The organism is Ferrimonas futtsuensis DSM 18154, assembly GCF_000422645.1.
GTDB classification, from domain to species: domain Bacteria; phylum Pseudomonadota; class Gammaproteobacteria; order Enterobacterales; family Shewanellaceae; genus Ferrimonas; species Ferrimonas futtsuensis.
Map to the genome: position 1 here is coordinate 129,376 of NZ_AUGL01000010.1, position 16,225 is coordinate 145,600.

General features: G+C 60.7%; 12 protein-coding genes and 2 tRNA genes. 10 read left to right on the forward strand and 4 right to left on the reverse strand.

What is annotated here, in order from left to right; genetic code table 11:
• Nucleotides 1–188: 188 nt before the first annotated feature.
• The 3 genes from tkt to speE form a co-directional block, all read right to left on the reverse strand.
• Nucleotides 189–2,180, reverse strand: a complete 1,992-nt coding sequence (gene tkt / locus G505_RS0108840; RefSeq protein WP_028109232.1) for a transketolase — start codon at nucleotides 2,178–2,180, stop codon at nucleotides 189–191.
• Nucleotides 2,181–2,579: 399 nt separating this feature from the next.
• Complete coding sequence (speA, locus tag G505_RS0108845) at nucleotides 2,580–4,478, reverse strand: biosynthetic arginine decarboxylase (RefSeq protein WP_028109233.1); 1,899 nt, start codon at nucleotides 4,476–4,478, stop codon at nucleotides 2,580–2,582.
• Nucleotides 4,479–4,492: 14 nt separating this feature from the next.
• Nucleotides 4,493–5,353, reverse strand: a complete 861-nt coding sequence (speE, locus tag G505_RS0108850) for a polyamine aminopropyltransferase (protein ID WP_028109234.1) — start codon at nucleotides 5,351–5,353, stop codon at nucleotides 4,493–4,495.
• Nucleotides 5,354–5,907: 554 nt separating this feature from the next.
• Between speE and metK the strand changes: the two genes are divergently transcribed.
• The 7 genes from metK to gshB all read left to right on the forward strand — a co-directional run bounded on the left by metK (nucleotide 5,908) and on the right by gshB (nucleotide 12,062).
• Nucleotides 5,908–7,059, forward strand: a complete 1,152-nt coding sequence (metK, locus tag G505_RS0108855; RefSeq protein ID WP_028109235.1) for a methionine adenosyltransferase — start codon at nucleotides 5,908–5,910, stop codon at nucleotides 7,057–7,059.
• Nucleotides 7,060–7,172: 113 nt separating this feature from the next.
• Nucleotides 7,173–8,312 carry a pyroglutamyl-peptidase I family protein gene (locus tag G505_RS0108860; protein ID WP_028109236.1) on the forward strand — a complete coding sequence of 380 codons (1,140 nt, stop codon included), beginning with the start codon at nucleotides 7,173–7,175 and terminating at the stop codon, nucleotides 8,310–8,312.
• A gap of 15 nt (nucleotides 8,313–8,327) precedes the next feature.
• Complete coding sequence (locus G505_RS0108865; protein WP_028109237.1) at nucleotides 8,328–9,146, forward strand: ion transporter; 819 nt, start codon at nucleotides 8,328–8,330, stop codon at nucleotides 9,144–9,146.
• A complete protein-coding gene (locus G505_RS0108870) occupies nucleotides 9,143–9,622 on the forward strand; it encodes a SprT family zinc-dependent metalloprotease (protein ID WP_035385234.1) in 480 nt (159 codons plus the stop codon). The genes G505_RS0108865 and G505_RS0108870 overlap by 4 nt, the downstream gene beginning before the upstream one ends.
• Nucleotides 9,623–9,687: 65 nt before the next feature.
• Nucleotides 9,688–10,380, forward strand: coding sequence for an endonuclease (locus tag G505_RS0108875; RefSeq protein WP_425402174.1), 693 nt, complete (start codon nucleotides 9,688–9,690; stop codon nucleotides 10,378–10,380).
• Complete coding sequence (gene rsmE, locus G505_RS0108880; protein WP_028109240.1) at nucleotides 10,367–11,098, forward strand: 16S rRNA (uracil(1498)-N(3))-methyltransferase; 732 nt, start codon at nucleotides 10,367–10,369, stop codon at nucleotides 11,096–11,098. The genes G505_RS0108875 and rsmE overlap by 14 nt, the downstream gene beginning before the upstream one ends.
• A gap of 13 nt (nucleotides 11,099–11,111) precedes the next feature.
• A complete protein-coding gene (gene gshB / locus G505_RS0108885; RefSeq protein ID WP_028109241.1) occupies nucleotides 11,112–12,062 on the forward strand; it encodes a glutathione synthase in 951 nt (316 codons plus the stop codon).
• Between the two features lie 68 nt (nucleotides 12,063–12,130).
• Here the strand turns inward: gshB and G505_RS21085 are convergent, their stop codons facing one another.
• On the reverse strand, nucleotides 12,131–14,587 hold the full coding sequence (locus G505_RS21085) for a putative bifunctional diguanylate cyclase/phosphodiesterase (protein ID WP_051216017.1): 2,457 nt from the start codon (nucleotides 14,585–14,587) through the stop codon (nucleotides 12,131–12,133).
• 220 nt (nucleotides 14,588–14,807) lie between these two features.
• Here G505_RS21085 and G505_RS0108895 point away from each other — a divergent pair, with 220 nt between their 5' ends.
• The 3 genes from G505_RS0108895 (at nucleotide 14,808) to G505_RS0108905 (ending at nucleotide 16,154) form a co-directional block, all read left to right on the forward strand.
• A complete protein-coding gene (locus G505_RS0108895) occupies nucleotides 14,808–15,827 on the forward strand; it encodes a methyltransferase (RefSeq protein WP_051216018.1) in 1,020 nt (339 codons plus the stop codon).
• 93 nt (nucleotides 15,828–15,920) lie between these two features.
• Nucleotides 15,921–16,007, forward strand: a tRNA-Leu gene (locus G505_RS0108900).
• Between the two features lie 60 nt (nucleotides 16,008–16,067).
• Nucleotides 16,068–16,154: transfer RNA gene (locus tag G505_RS0108905), tRNA-Leu, on the forward strand.
• Nucleotides 16,155–16,225 lie beyond the last annotated feature (71 nt).

A 16,225-nucleotide genomic window follows, 5' to 3' on the forward strand; every position in this document is an offset into this window, starting at 1 on the left:
CTCGGTATCAACTCGCTTTGGCAATTACTTGGAGTTGGTCAGTATCGAGTTAAATTGGCGCCCTTCGGGGCCGGACTGACGACAACCACTCTGCGTCGTTCGATATTTGACGTAGAACCTCTTGATTGGTTGTCGTCATCCTCGGCCAAATTCTCACCACCAAAGATCAACAGCCCCTAGGAGCTGGCTTACAGGGCGTTGGCGGCCTCGACAACGTTGTCGACGGTGAAGCCGAACATCTTGAACAGCTCACCGGCTGGGGCAGACTCGCCGAAGGTGGTCATGCCGATCACCTTGCCGTTTAGACCCACGTACTTGTACCAGTAGTCGGCGATGCCGGCTTCGATGGCCACGCGCTTGCTGATGGCAGCAGGCAGTACGGATTCCTTGTACTCGGCGCTCTGGGCGTCGAACGCATCGGTACAGGGCATGGACACCACACGAACCGCCTTGCCCTGAGCTTCCAGCACTGCGGCCGCGTCCATCGCCAGCTCCACTTCGGAACCGGTAGCGATCAGAATCAGCTCTGGGGTACCGGCACTGTCCTTCAGCACATAACCACCCTTGGCCACGTCGGCCAGTTGCTGAGCGTCACGGGCCATGGGCGCCAGTCCCTGACGGGAGAAGATCAGCGAGGTAGGACCGTCGTTACGCTCAACGGCGTGCTTCCAGGCGACGGCGGACTCCACCGAGTCACAGGGGCGCCAGGTGCTCACGTTGGGGGTCATACGCAGGGACGCAATCTGCTCAACAGGCTGGTGAGTCGGGCCATCTTCACCCAGGCCGATGGAATCGTGGGTGTAGACGAAGATGGAGGGTTGCTTCATCAGCGCCGCCATACGCACCGCGTTACGAGCGTACTCCATGAACATCAGGAAGGTGGCGCCGTAAGGCTTGAAACCACCATGCAGGGTGGCACCGTTCATGATGGCGCTCATGCCGAACTCACGCACACCGTAGTGGATGTAGTTGCCGGACGCGTCATCCGGAGTCACGGACTTGGAGCCGTCCCAGATGGTCAGGTTGGAGGGGGCCAGGTCGGCGGAGCCGCCCAGGAACTCAGGCAGCATCGGGCCGAAGGCATTCAGGCAGTTCTGAGACGCTTTGCGGGTCGCTACCTTGGTGGAGTTGGCCTGCAGGTCGGCGATGTAGGCCGCGGCCTTCTCTTCCCAGTCGGCGGGCAGATCGCCGGCCATGCGACGTTTCAGCTCGGCAGCCAGCTCAGGGTATGCGGCGGCGTAGGCGTCAAAGCGCTGATTCCAGTCCGCTTCCTTGGCGGCGCCTACTTCGTTGCCGTCCCAGGCCTGCTTGACGTCGGCAGGGATCTCGAAAGGCGCGTGGGGCCAGTTCAGGAACTCACGGGCTGCGGCGATTTCGGCATCACCCAGTGGGGCGCCGTGGCAGTCGTGGGAGCCGGACTTGTTGGGGGAACCGAAGCCGATGATGGTGCGGGTGCAGATCAGGGTAGGCTTGTCAGACTCCGCCTTGGCGGCTTCGATGGCAGCCTTGATCTGCTCTGGGTTGTGACCGTCGATGTCTCGGATTACGTGCCAGCCGTAGGATTCGAAACGGGCAGGAGTGTCGTCGGTGAACCAGCCTTCAACGTGACCGTCGATGGAGATGCCGTTGTCATCCCAGAACGCCACCAGTTTGCCCAGCTTCAGGGTACCGGCCAGGGAGCAGGCTTCGTGGGAGATCCCCTCCATCAGACAGCCGTCACCCATGAACACATAGGTGTGGTGATCGACAATCTCGTGACCCTCACGGTTGAACTGAGCGGCCAGCACCTTCTCGGCCAGGGCCATGCCCACGCCGTTGGTGATGCCCTGACCCAGAGGGCCTGTGGTGGTCTCGACACCAGGGGCGTAACCGTACTCAGGGTGACCAGGAGTGCGAGAGTGCAGCTGACGGAAATTCTTCAGGTCGTCGATGCTGAGATCATAGCCGCTGAGGTGCAGCAGTGAATACAGCAGCATGGAGCCATGGCCGTTGGACAGGATGAAACGGTCGCGATCTGCCCACTCAGGGTTGCCTGGGTTGTGCTTCAGAAAATCGCGCCACAGGACTTCGGCAATGTCCGCCATGCCCATGGGGGCACCGGGGTGGCCGGAGTTGGCTTTCTGAACTGCATCCATGGACAGGGCACGGATAGCATTAGCTAGCTCTTTACGAGATGACATCTTGGCTCCAACTTGTATATGTAGGGGTATGCTCCTAAGGGCGCACATATCTCTGCTGAGTCTTTTTGCGCCAACACCCAGCCGCTGTGGCATCTGGGTGTTTTGAATTCGCTCGATATTGGGCACATCCTGGCTGATCGCTGCGCCCTTCGGGGCCGGCCTGACAACAACCACTCTGCGTCGTTCGACTTTGACGTAGAACCACTATGCCTTCAATCGAACTTCTTGATTGGTTGCCGTCATCCTCGGCCAAACTCTCAACACCAAAGATAAACGCGCCCTAAATCAGGTGGCATATTTTCGCCATTTGTGACCCCCTTAGCAAACTATTCCCATAAAAAAACGGCCTTTCGGCCGTTTCATAGAGAGCTACCCACTGAAAAAGCGAATTTTTCCCTATCAGGGCTCCAGGTAGGTGTAGCCAACCAGCCCCTGTTCCAGATCGATGAGAGCCTCATCCCGCTGACCGTCCGCCAGATTGCAGGACTCCAGCCGGGAGCGATAACGCTCCAGCATCCACTCGGGATCCAGGTTGACGTACTCCAGCACCTCGTTGACCCGGGTACCGGGCAGGTACTCCACCACCTCGATCTCACCATCGTCCTGCAGCTTGATGTCCACCACATCGGTGTCCGCAAACAGGTTGTGCATGTCCCCCAGGATCTCCTGGTAGGCACCCACCATGAAAAACGCCACATGGTAGGGGTGCTCGGCACTCCAGGCGGGCATCGGCAGGGTGGTCTCGATTCCCTGGCCATCCACGTACTGATCGATGGTGCCGTCGGAGTCACAGGTGATGTCCAGGATCACCGCCCGCCGGTCCGGCTTACTCTCCAGTCCGGACAGGGGCAGCACCGGGAACACCTGATCGATGCCCCAGGCATCGGGCAGGGACTGGAACAAGGAGAAGTTCACAAAGAACTTGTCCGCCAGCTTCTCGTTGAGCTCATCGATGATGGGCCGGTGAGAGCGGTTTTTCGGCGACAGCTCCTTGGACACCTCGTAACACACCTGCAGATGCACCTGCTCCGCCCAGGCGCGCTGGGACAAGTCCAGCAGGCCATAGTTGTACTTGGCGTGCACGTCGGCCAGGTCGTTCACCGTGTCGTGGTAGGTTTCCCCCAGGGCGCGGGCGTCGGTGTGCTCGCGCACCTCCTGCAGGGTCTGCCACATGTTCTTCAGCACCAGCGGCGCGCCGTTGCCCGGAGGGGGCAGGATCTCCGGCTCATAGGCCTCCACCCCGATCACGTCACCAATGAGCACCGCGTGGTGGGCGGTCATCGCCCGGCCCGACTCGGAGATCAATCTGGGGTGAGGCAGATGGTACTGGCGGCAGACATCACCGATGGCGTACACCACGTTGTTGGCGTACTCCTGCAGCGAGTAGTTCACCGAACAGTTGCTCTGACTGCGGGTCCCCTCATAGTCCACACCCAGGCCGCCACCCACATCCACCGTAGTGATGGGAGCTCCCAGCTTACGCAGCTCCATATAGAAGCGGCCACACTCGGTCAGCCCCTTCTGAATGTCGCGGATGTTGGCGATCTGACTGCCCAGGTGGAAATGCAGCAGCTGCAAACACTCCAACCGACCGGACTCCCTCAGGGTCTCCACCAGCTTGAGGATCTGAGCGGCAGACAGGCCAAACTTGGACTTCTCGCCACCGGATGCCTGCCACTTACCCTTGCCCTGGGACGCCAGCCGGGCACGCACCCCCAATAACGGGGACACACCCAGGGCCTCGGCCTCCTCCAGCACCAGCTGCAGTTCAGACATCTTCTCAATCACCAGGAACACCTGGTAACCCAGTTGCTGGCCACGCAGGGCCAGGCGCACATACTCCCGGTCCTTGTAACCGTTACAGACGATCACCTGGGCACTGTCCTGGGCCATGGCCAGTACCGCCAGCAGCTCAGGCTTGGAGCCCGCTTCCAGCCCCAGGGACTGGCCCCCTCCAGCCAGCAGCTCCTGCACCACGGTGCGCTGCTGATTCACCTTGATGGGGTAGACCGCCAGGTACTGGCCCTGGTAGCCATACTCGTTGATGGCGGTGGTAAAGGCGCTGCACAGCCCCTGCACCTGAGAGTGCAGGATCTGGGGAAAGCGCACCAGCATAGGCAGCTGGGCGCCCCGGTCCTGAATCAGCTGCTCCGTCAACTTCGACAGCGACAGGCTGATCTGAGGGTTGGCCGGGTTGGGGCGCACCTCAACCTGACCCTCACCGTTTACACCGTAGTAACCCCGTCCCCAATAGGGAACATTATAGAGTTGATGGGCGTCGCGACTACTCCAGCTCAATGGCGTTTCCTCCGTCAGCTCACCTTGGCCAGACGATCCACCAGGTATTGCGGCAGGGCGAAGCTGCCCAGGTGGATGCCGGGGTTATAGTACTTGGTGCTGATGCCAGCAGCGGCAAAGCGGGCACTGATGGTCTCCAGGCTCACCTGGCGCGCCTGGGCATTGTCACTGGCCCAGGCGAAGCTCATCACACCACCGATGTAGGTGGGGACCGCCGCCACGTAGAAGTGGCGATCGCCAAAATAGGGCGCCAGTCGCTGATAAGTGGTTTCGGCTTCACCGGCCTGCATGAAGGGCACGCCGTTCTGGGCCACGAAGATGCCGCCTTCGGTCAGGCACTGCTTGCAGCCCTTGTAGAAGTCGGACTCGAACAAGGCCTCACCGGGTCCGATAGGATCGGTGCAGTCGGAGATGATCACATCGAACTTCTCCTTGCAGTTCAGCACGAACGCTTTGCCGTCATCGATGACAATCTCCACCCGGGCGTCGTCGAAGGCCCCCTGGCTGTGGTTGGGCAGGTGCTCCTTGCACATCTCGATAACGGTGTTATCGATCTCCACCTGAACCACCCGCTCCACGCCCTGGTGCTTGATCACCTCACGCAGCATGCCGCCATCGCCACCGCCGATGATCAGCACCTTGTTGGCGCTGCCGTGGGCCAGCAGGGGCACATGGGTCAGCATCTCGTGGTAGATGAACTCATCGGCTTCGGTGGTCTGGATAATGCCGTCCAGCGCCATCACCCGGCCAAAGCGCTCATTCTCAAAGATGATCAGCTCCTGATGTTCGGTGGGGGCGCGGAACAGCACCTTGTCCATGCCGAACTCCTGGCCATAACCTGGGTAGAGGGTTTCTTTGTAATGCTTGTCGCTCATTGCGCGGTCTCCGAACCATTTCGCGTCTGTCCCAACTGGCGGGCAGACTCATGTAGAAAGAGTGTAGATAAAACGGAGATCGAGGGTCGCGACCCGGACCAGAAGAGTCCGAAAGAGGGGGATATCATCATCATTGTGCTAAATCCTACCGGTTGCCGCTCCAACGTGAACTGTCACATCGGGCGGCTTATGCCACGAGAACCATAAAACCTCAGTTTATTGAAATCTGTTTGGGGAGAAGGCCCCACCCGAGCGCTTTATACCCCCTTTGTCAGGATTGCGCCAGAGAAACCAACGATTATATTTTGCGCCACAGAGAGACTCACCATGAATCCTCCCCCTGACACTGGATCGATGCTGGCTGAGCCTTGCTGTAACGCCCATTTCACGCTCAAGGTAAAAAAATACCCTCAACATCACTGGATTTTGGGTGGCAAATACATAAAATAGCCGTCTAGATGTAGATGCGTCCAACCAGTCGATTCCGAGCGATGTGTGCTTATCGGTTGAAATTCCGCATCTTTCCCCAGTTTCTAATGTGAGAGTTGATTGCCATGGCACGTCATCTGTTTACCTCTGAGTCCGTATCTGAAGGCCATCCCGATAAGATCGCCGACCAGATCTCCGACGCCGTCCTGGACGCCATCCTGGCCCAGGACCCCAAGGCTCGTGTAGCCTGCGAAACCTATGTGAAGACCGGTATGGTGATGGTCGGCGGTGAGATCACCACCTCCGCCTGGGTTGATATCGAAGAGATCACCCGCCAGACCGTCCGTGACATCGGCTACATCCACTCCGACATGGGCTTCGACGCCAACTCCTGTGCGGTCCTGTCTGCCATCGGCAAACAGTCTCCCGACATCAACCAGGGTGTGGACAAAACCGATCCTCGTGAGCAGGGCGCCGGCGACCAGGGTCTGATGTTCGGCTACGCCAGCAACGAAACCGACGTGCTGATGCCTGCCCCCATCACCTATTCTCACCGTCTGGTGAAGCGTCAGGCTGAAGTGCGCAAGAACGGCACCCTGCCCTGGCTGCGTCCCGATGCCAAGTCCCAGGTGACCTTCGCCTACGAGAACGGCAAAGTCTCCGGTATCGACGCGGTGGTTCTGTCCACCCAGCACTGTGACAGTGTCTCCACCGACGATCTGCGCGAAGCGGTGATGGAAACCATCATCAAGCCCGTGCTGCCGACCGAGTGGATCAACAAGGACACCAAGTTCTTCATCAACCCAACTGGCCGTTTCGTTATCGGTGGCCCAATGGGTGACTGTGGCCTGACCGGCCGCAAGATCATCGTAGACACCTACGGCGGCATGGCCCGTCACGGTGGTGGTGCCTTCTCCGGTAAGGATCCCTCCAAGGTTGACCGTTCCGCCGCCTACGCAGCCCGCTACGTAGCCAAGAACATCGTGGCAGCCGGCCTGGCCGAGCGCTGCGAGATCCAGGTATCCTACGCCATCGGTGTGGCCGAGCCGACCTCCATCAGCATCGAAACCTTCGGCACCGGCAAGCTGCCCGAAGAGAAGCTGATCGAACTGGTCCGCCGTCACTTCGACCTGCGCCCCTATGGCCTGATCGAGATGCTGAAGCTGGAGCGTGCCATCTACGCCCCCACCGCCGCCTACGGCCACTTCGGCCGCGTCGAGTTCCCCTGGGAGCAGACCGACAAGGCAGAAGCCCTGCGCGCCGACGCCGGCCTGTAATCCGGGCGATTCAGCCAAGACCGAAGAGGTGCCCCAGGGCACCTCTTTTTGTTTCCGGGTAGCGATGATCATCTGTGGTACTCTGACAGCAAAAATAAGATAGGGAGATCCCGATGCGATACCTTGCCCTGCTGGCCCTGTTCAGCCTGTCCCTGAATGCCACCCCGCTGGACCCGGAGGAACTGAGGGTTGCCCAGGTGGAAACCGACCTGCCTGAGCTGCTGTCCCCCCTGGCCCCCATCAGCGACGGCACCATCGACCACCACCGCAGTGCCGCCGATGAGCAACAGCACACCCAGGCGATGACCCTGGCTGGCAGCCGGCTGTGGCGCCACGCCGTGGCACGGGTGCAATCTGGCGCCCTGGATGACCGCCCCCTCTACTGGAGCCGTCTGTGGGTGCGCCGGGAGATAAAGCAACAGGCACCGGGCTATCAACCGGCCGACTGGCAGCAACAGGTCAGCATCGACGCCTTCGAACGCGCCTCCCGCGGCATGAGCGACATCCGCTTCAACAAAGGGGCAGACCTGAAGATTCTGGTCACCGGCTTCGACCCCTTCTTCCTGGACAGACACCTGAATCAGTCCAACCCCTCCGGCCTGGCGGCGCTGGCCCTGGATGGCCAGATACTGCACCTCAATGGCCGCACCGCCCAGGTGGAAGCGGCGATGATTCCGGTGCGTTTCGAGGACTTTGACCAGGGGCTGATTGAATCCTTGCTCACCCCCTACCTCGAGAACAGCCAGGTGGACATGGTGGTCACCATCTCCATGGGCCGCAGCGACTTCGATCTGGAGCGTTTTCCCGGTCTGAATCGCAGTGCCAAGGCGCCGGGCAACCGCAACCTCTTTACCGGGGCCACCAAGGAGGCGCCCCTCCCCCCCAGGCTGATGGAACAGGCCCTGGCCGGCCCAGAGTTTGTCGAGTTCTCCCTGCCGGTGGCCGCCCTGCAAAAGGCAAAAGGCCCCTGGAAAATCAACGACAATCATCAGGTGGCCACCCTGGAGAAAGGCGAATTTGAGGCCACCAGCCTGGAAGAACTGTCAGGGCAGACCTCGGTTTCCGGCTCCGGCGGCGGCTACCTCTCCAACGAGATCAGCTACCGCAGCATCCGCCTGGGCAACCTGCTGGAGGCCAGGGTGCCCACCGGCCACATCCATACCCCGAGAATCGCCCAGTACGAAGCGGACACCGAAGCGGCCATCGTCGCCCAGATCCGTGCCATGCTGACCCAGGCGATCGGCGCCCTCTGATAGAGCAGCAACACCATGAGTAACCCAAGTCTCAAACAGCGGGTGTTCGACATCATCTTCGGCACCGACACCCCGGCCGGCAAGGCGTTCGACCTGTTCCTGCTGGGGATGATCCTCCTCAGCGTGCTGGTGGTGATGCTCGACTCCATCGATGCCCTCCACGGACAGCATGGCCAGCTGTTCTGGTACGCCGAATGGGGCTTCACCCTGTTGTTCTCCTTCGAGTACCTGGTGCGGCTGTGGGCCTCCCCCAAACCCAGCCACTACGCCCGCAGCTTCTACGGCGTCATCGATCTGTTGGCGATCCTGCCCACCTACCTGCAACTGCTGCTGCCCGGCACCCAGTACCTGCTGGTGCTCAGGCTGCTGCGGGTGATGCGGGTGTTCCGCATCGTCAAGGCGATTCGCTACCTGGCGGAGGCCAACCTGCTGTGGCGTTCCATCAAGGGGTCCCTGCGCAAGATCACCGTGTTCTTCACCTTCGTACTGCTGCTGGCCTGCGTCATGGGGTCGGTGATGTACATCCTGGAGGGGCCGGTCCACGGCTTTACCAGCATCCCCAAGGGGATCTACTGGGCGATCGTCACCATCACCACGGTGGGTTATGGCGACATCAGCCCCCAGACCACCCTGGGCCAGCTGGTGGCCTCGGTCACCATGATCCTGGGCTACTCGGTGCTGGCGGTGCCCACCGGCATCTTTACCGCCACCATCCATCAGGAGATGAGTCTGCACCGGGACCTGCGCCGCTGTGAAAACTGTGACCGCTCCGGCCACGACCAGGACGCCCGCTTCTGCAATCACTGCGGCACCGAGCTGGAGGAGCAGGTGTGACCGCACTGCAGCAGGCCCTGGCGGAGCGGGTGGAGGCCTGCTACCTCACCGCCGAACAGCACCTGGAGCGGGCCTTTCCCAGACCCCAGGTCAGCCTGAAGCTGAGGGGGCAGAGTGCCGGTGCCGCCCACCTTCATGAAAATCGCCTGCGCTTCAATCCGGTGTTGCTGGCCGAGAACCCGGACATCTTCCTGGCGGAGGTGGTGCCCCATGAGGTGGCCCACCTTATCGCCTGGCAGCTGCACGGCAGAGTCCGCCCCCATGGCCACGAATGGCAGACCCTGATGAGCCAGGTATTTGGCTGTGCTCCCCGGGCTCGCCACAGCTTCGACATCAGCTCCGTCGCCCCACAGACGTTTCCCTATCGCTGCGGCTGTCAGGATCATGCCCTGACGGTGCGCCGCCACAACAAGGTACGCCGTGGCCAAGCCCGCTACCTGTGCCGCCACTGCAATCAACCCCTGACCCCCTTGTGAGTCCCCGCCGCCGGCAGTACCCTATGCCGGCACAGGTTCTATGACTCAACCAAATGAAATCACTATTGTTTTTACTTTTGGCCTCCGCGTCTGTCGCGGCGGCCCCCACCAGCTTCAACGCCGCCAAGCGACAGCTGGTGTCGGTTTATGACCATCTTCCCGGCGCCACCACCTTCTACTGCGGCTGCGATTACCGCCGCCAGGGCAAAAAACTGTTGCCGGATCTGCAAAGCTGCGGTTACCGGGTGCGCAAACAGACAACCCGCGCCAGTCGCATCGAGTGGGAGCACGTAATGCCCGCCTGGGCCTTCGGTCACCAGCTGCAGTGCTGGCAGGAGGGGGGGCGCAAGAACTGCAGAAAAGATAAAAGATTCAAAGCAATGGAGGCGGACATGCACAACCTGGTGCCCGCCCTGGGGGAGGTCAACGGCGATCGGGCCCACTACCGTTTCACCGACATGGGACAGACCCCTTTCCAGTACGGTCACTGCGAGATGGTGGTGGACTTCAAGGGGCGTAAGGCCCAGCCCCCGGAGCGTGCCCGCGGTGCCATTGCCCGCACCTACCTCTATATGCAGGAGCAATATCGGGTTAAGCTATCGGGATCTCAACAGAAGCTGATGCAAAGCTGGGACAGGCTCTATCCGGTCACCGCCCTGGAGTGCGAACGCCACCGCCTGGTCAGTCAGCAGCAGGGGTGGCCTAACCCCCACCTGGTTCAGCAATGCCAACAATTGGAAGCCAATGCGAATCCCTAGAATCTATCAACCCGGCCCCCTGGTCCCAGGCAATCTGGTGGCTCTGGCAGAGGACGGGGCCAACCACGTCGGTCGGGTGCTGCGGATGCAGTCCGGCCAGGCCCTGGAGCTGTTTAACGGCGATGGCCACACCTACCCCGCCGAAATCACCGCCGCCAGCAAGAAGCAGGTGGAGGTCAGGGTGCTGGAGCAACTGGCCGATGACCGTGAGTCCCCGCTGAATCTGCACCTGGGACAGGTGATCTCCCGCGGCGAGAAGATGGAGTTCACCATCCAGAAATCGGTGGAGCTTGGGGTGAACACCATCACCCCGTTGTGGTCAGAACGCTGCGGCGTAAAACTCCAGGGGGACCGCCTGGACAAGAAGCTGGCCCAGTGGCAGAAAATTGTCATCAGCGCCTGTGAACAGTGTGGCCGCAACACCATCCCGGTGGTACGGCCGGTGATGAAGCTGCAGGAGTGGCTGGCAGAGGAAACCTCGGCCACCAAACTCAACCTGCACCCCAGGGCGGATTACAGCATCCAGACCCTGCCCGCCCCCATGGCGCGTGCCAGGCTGCTGATCGGCCCCGAAGGGGGACTGAGCGCGGAAGAGATTGAATCTGCCCGCCAGCACCAGTTTACCGACATTCTACTCGGCCCCAGGGTACTGCGGACGGAAACCGCCGCCCTGACCGCCATTACCGCCCTGCAGACCCGCTTCGGCGATCTGGGCTAGAAAGGAGTACAGCGTGATCAAAATCGGCATAGTGATGGACCCCATCGCAGAGATTAACCTGAAGAAGGACAGCAGCTTTGCCATGCTGATGGCGGCCCAGGAGCGCGGCTACGAGCTGCACTACATGGAGATGGCAGACCTGTTCCTGGATCAGGGTGAAGCCCTGGCCAGCATGAGCCCACTGACCGTACGCAACGAACAGGACAACCACTTCTCCCTAGGGGAAGCGCTAGAACGCCCCCTGGCCGATCTGGACGTGATCCTGATGCGCAAGGATCCGCCGTTCGACACCGAGTACATCTACGCCACCTACATGCTGGAGCGAGCCGAAGAGCAGGGCACCCTGATCGTCAACAAGCCCTCCAGCCTGAGGGACTGCAACGAAAAGCTGTTTACCGCCTGGTTCAGCGAGTTCACCGCCGACACCCTGGTGACCCGCAGCGCCGAGCGCATCCGCCGCTTCCACGCCAAGCACGAGGACATCATCATCAAGCCGCTGGATGGCATGGGCGGCGCCTCCATCTTCCGCATCAAACCGGAGGGGGACAACATGGGGGTGATCATCGAGACCCTCACCGGCCACGGCAGCAGCTACACCATGGTGCAGAACTACCTGCCCCAGATTAAGGAGGGCGATAAGCGCATCCTGATCATCGATGGCGAACCTATGCCCTACTGCCTGGCCCGCATCCCCCAGGGAGGCGAGACCCGGGGTAACCTGGCCGCCGGTGGCCGGGGCGAAGCCCGCCCCCTGTCCGACAGTGACTGGGCCATCGCCCGGGCCATCGGGCCTGAGCTCAAGCGTCGAGGCCTGATCTTCGTCGGCCTGGACGTGATTGGCGACAAGGTCACTGAGATCAATGTCACCAGCCCCACCTGCATCCGCGAAATCGAAGCGGCGTTCGAGGTGGACATCACCGGTAAGCTGTTCGACGCCATCGAGGCCCGCCTGGCTCAGCGCTAAGCGACAACAACATGCAAAAGCCCCGGTAAACCGGGGCTTTTTTCTAGGTCGACGTGATTCAAACCGGCTCAATTACGACTGCCGCTCAAGGGGTGGAACACCGCCTGCAGCGACTCAATGCGCTGCCACTCCAGGGTGCTGCCCAGCTGACGTATCAGCTCCACCACCTGCTGTTCATCCAGGGCCGGCGAAAACAGGTAGCCCTGGGCATGATCGCAACCCGCCTTCAGCAGGTACTGCAACTGATCGTGGCTCTCCACCCCTTCGGCTATCACCGAACGGCGAAGGTTGTGGGCCAGGTCGATCACCGAACTGACGATATTGCGGTCCACATCCGAACTGTCCAGATCCCGCACGAAACTGCCATCGATCTTCAGCACGTCAAAGGGCAACTGTTTCAGGTAGCTCAGGGAGGAGTAGCCGGTACCGAAGTCGTCGATGCCGATGCGCACCCCCATCCCCTTGAGCCGTTCCATGGTGGTCATCGCCTGCTCCAGGTTCTTGATCAGGCTCTCCTCGGTGAGTTCCAGCAACAGACGGTTTGGCGCCACCTGCAGCTCCTGCAGCAGGGTTTCAATTCGGTGCCCCAGGCTGGCGTGCAGATACTGGTGGGGCGAGAGGTTCACCGCGATATAGAAATCCCGGTTCCCGGAGAGCTTGGTCAACTTCAGCAACAGATTGAGGCTGCGCTTGAGCACCCAGTCGCTCAGGGCCAGTATTTCGCTGCTCCCCTCCAGGTCCTTGACAAACTCAGACGGCATCAGCAGACCCCGGCTGGGGTGATACCAGCGCACCAGGGATTCAAACCCCACCACCCTCTGCTCACGGATGGAGAGAATGGGCTGCAAACTGATGGCGATCTGCCCCTCCTCCAGGGCCAGCCTCAGGTCCGCCTCCAGCATCAGCTTGCGGCTGGCCAACTCCAGCATCTGGTCATCAAACACCCGGTAGTTGGAGCGTCCCGCCTGCTTGGCCTGATACATCGCCAGGTCCGCCCGCTTGAGCAGCTCCTCAGGACGCTCCATGGGGTTATCGCAGAACACCACGCCGATACTGGTGGTGACAATCAGGGTGTGGCGCCCCAGCTGCACCGGCTGCTGCAGCGAGACAAAGATCTGGTGGATGATGCGATGGATATTCGCCCCCTCTCCCAGACCACGGATGATCACCGTAAACTCATCACCGCCCAGGCGGCAGACCGTATCCATGGAGCGCACACTCTTCTTCAGGCGGTTGGCCACGGTTTTCAGCAGCTCGTCCCCCACATCATGGCCCAGGGTATCGTTGATCCGCTTGAACTCATCCAGGTCCAGGAACAGCAGGGCGATCTTCTCATCGGTTCGGCCCAGGCTGCTGAGCGACTTGCTCAGTTCGTGGTGCATCATGGTTCGGTTTGGCAAGCCGGTGAGAGTGTCCATCATCGCCAGCCGCTCCAACTCATGGGTGTACCTGTCCACCTCCTCATGAAGCTTCTCCAGCTGGGTGGCGGTCTCGCCCACCGCCTGCTCCAGGGAGTCCACCTCATCGGTAAACCTCGCGCCTCCGGTGGCCAGCCTCTTGCGGAATCGCTTGTAGTCACGGTTGGGCAGCAGCGGCAGCAGTTTCTGCAGCGCCTGGATCCGTTTCAGCGGCCGCCAGAACAGCCAGCCGCCGAGCAGGGCGGCCACCAGCACACACAGCAGCATCAGGCCCGCCATGTCCCTCAGGTAGGATTGCAGTCCCAGCTCCAGATCACTGACATCACTGAACAGCAGCAGCTGGTGGTCGCCATCGATGGGCCAGCGGGACAGGCTCCAGTGGCGCCCGCCCAGCTCCACCATCCACGGCTTCTCAGACAACTGCTCGAGGCTCACCCGAGAGGCGGCTGCGCTGAGTACCGGGTAGTTGCTCTCCCTGTGGGTCAGGCTGAGTATGGGGCGACTCCAGGGATTGAGGCTGCTCTCCTGGGTGGGTCCGAGGATCGCCAGTTCGATGTCATGATGGTCGGCCAGGATCTCGGGGATCCGCGCCAGGGTCGTGGAGAGCACCAGAATGTGCAGTTTCCCCTGAATGGGAACCGGCATGGCCACTTCGAGGATGCAGCCGGGTCGGCAGCGGGCACGGCTCAGCTGCTGGTCTCTGGATTCCAGGGCATCAAGCCATCTGTCCTTCGGCAGAGGGTACCCCCCCAGTGACAGCAGATTCTCCCCCTGGATATCATGAAGGTGCATGCCGGAGAGGTGCCACAGACCACGCAGCTCGCGCCACTGCTCCCTCAATGCGGCGAGAGGATCCCCTTGGCGAGCCAGTCTCTGTTCCAGCACCCGACCCACCGACGCCAGCTGCCCGATCAGCATCTCGCGGGTTTGGCCGTAATCCCTTTGGAGAAACTCGGTCTGCTGCGTCAGGAACAGCGCCCGCTGCTGATCGAAGTGACGCAGAGCCAGCTGCCCCAACAACAGAGTCAGCAGGGTCATGATCACCGTCAGCACCAGCAAAAATTTCCAGCGAAGACTGATAAAAGGAAGGGCCTTAGAACGGCTCATCGTCTCTCCTGAAGGACAGCGAGCCGTGCCCTGCTGAGCAGGGCAACTCGCCGCAAATCCATTACCGAACCTGCTCCGAAGAACAACCTATGAAACTTAGTGTAGAACAGGGATTCGCCTCACCCGGAACAGACTGAAAATTAGTCGAACTTCCGCAACTACAGGCAAGAACCCAGCACAATGCTATACTGGCGCCCCTTTTTACTCGGCCCCTAGCACCATGATCCTGACCAACCCAAGCCGCCTGATAGAGAAGTACGCCGACGAACTCGGCCCACGCCTGCTGATTTTGAATCCCATGGCAGATGGCCTGATTCCTCAGTTGCAACGGCAGGGAATGACGGTGACCGCCCTGACCCACGACTACCTGGTCCACCGCCACCTGACGGCTCTCAAGGTCAGCGATCTTCATTTCGGCTGCGACCTGGACTCAGGTCTGCCTCAGGTGGACGCCGCCATCATGGTGCTGCCCGGCACCAAGGCACTGGCCAGTCACCTGTTGCAGTGGCTGGCCGCCCGATTGCCGGAGGGCACCCCCTGCTTCCTGGTGGGCGACAACAAGGGGGGGATCAAGAGCGCCCCGAAACTGATGAAGGCCCATTTCGATCCTGTGAGCAAATACGCCACCGGCGCCCACTGCCAGATGTTGATGGGCATCAGCCAGACTGCGGCTCTGCCGGAGCTCAACGCCACGGCGGCCTACCACGCCGGGGATCCCGCCGTCGAGGTGTGCGCCCTGCCCGGGGTGTTCAGTCAGGGTGAGCTGGATGCGGGTACCGCCCTGCTTCTCGAGCATCTGCCGGAGCTGGATGGCCGGGTACTGGACTTTGGCTGCGGTGCCGGCATCATCGGCAGTGCCATCAAGGCCAGGGCGCCTCAGACCCACGTGGAGATGGTGGACATCAACGCCTTTGCCCTGGCCTGCAGCCAGGCCACCCTGGCCGCCAACGGCCTGAATGGGAAAGTCTATCCGTCCGATGGGTTCAGTGATGTGCAGGGCGAATTCGATCTCATCATCTCCAACCCCCCCTTCCATCACGCCGGTAAACAGACCTTCGCCACCGCCGAGGCCTTTATTGCGGGGGCCCGTAAACACCTGAAACCCGGAGGGCGGCTGCTGTTTGTGGCCAATCACCATTTGCCCTACGGCGATGCCCTGGAAAAGGCCTTCGGCAGGGTCAACATCGCCGCACAAGACAATAAGTTCAAAATCTACTCTGATCTCAGAGTTTCGGATTAAAATTTGCTCGAACGAAAAACTAATTGGATAATGGTGTTGACGGGGCTCGGAAACTCTCTATAATGCCCCTCCGCACCGATGACGAAACGCAGAGCAGAAGTGGCGGAATTGGTAGACGCGCTAGCTTCAGGTGCTAGTGTCCGCAAGGACGTGAGAGTTCAAGTCTCTCTTTCTGCACCATTCTCTTTGAGATGGTGAGCCGACAAAAAAAATAAGACCTGAATCGATTATTCGATATTTGCAGAAGTGGCGGAATTGGTAGACGCGCTAGCTTCAGGTGCTAGTGTCCGTTAGGACGTGAGAGTTCAAGTCTCTCCTTCTGCACCAAATTTTTGAGCCCTGACCCATGGTCGGGGCTTTTTGCTATTCCCCATTGTCAACAATCCGGTATACTCGCT

What these genes read in the sequence shown, in the direction of transcription:
- rsmE (WP_028109240.1), top strand. Translation starts at nt 10,367, where the DNA reads ATGCGAATCCCTAGAATCTATCAACCCGGCCCCCTGGTCCCAGGCAAT.
- G505_RS0108865 (WP_028109237.1), top strand. Translation starts at nt 8,328, where the DNA reads ATGAGTAACCCAAGTCTCAAACAGCGGGTGTTCGACATCATCTTCGGC.
- metK (WP_028109235.1), top strand. Translation starts at nt 5,908, where the DNA reads ATGGCACGTCATCTGTTTACCTCTGAGTCCGTATCTGAAGGCCATCCC.
- tkt (WP_028109232.1), bottom strand. Translation starts at nt 2,180, where the DNA reads ATGTCATCTCGTAAAGAGCTAGCTAATGCTATCCGTGCCCTGTCCATG.
- G505_RS0108860 (WP_028109236.1), top strand. Translation starts at nt 7,173, where the DNA reads ATGCGATACCTTGCCCTGCTGGCCCTGTTCAGCCTGTCCCTGAATGCC.
- speE (WP_028109234.1), bottom strand. Translation starts at nt 5,353, where the DNA reads ATGAGCGACAAGCATTACAAAGAAACCCTCTACCCAGGTTATGGCCAG.
- G505_RS21085 (WP_051216017.1), bottom strand. Translation starts at nt 14,587, where the DNA reads ATGAGCCGTTCTAAGGCCCTTCCTTTTATCAGTCTTCGCTGGAAATTT.
- G505_RS0108895 (WP_051216018.1), top strand. Translation starts at nt 14,808, where the DNA reads ATGATCCTGACCAACCCAAGCCGCCTGATAGAGAAGTACGCCGACGAA.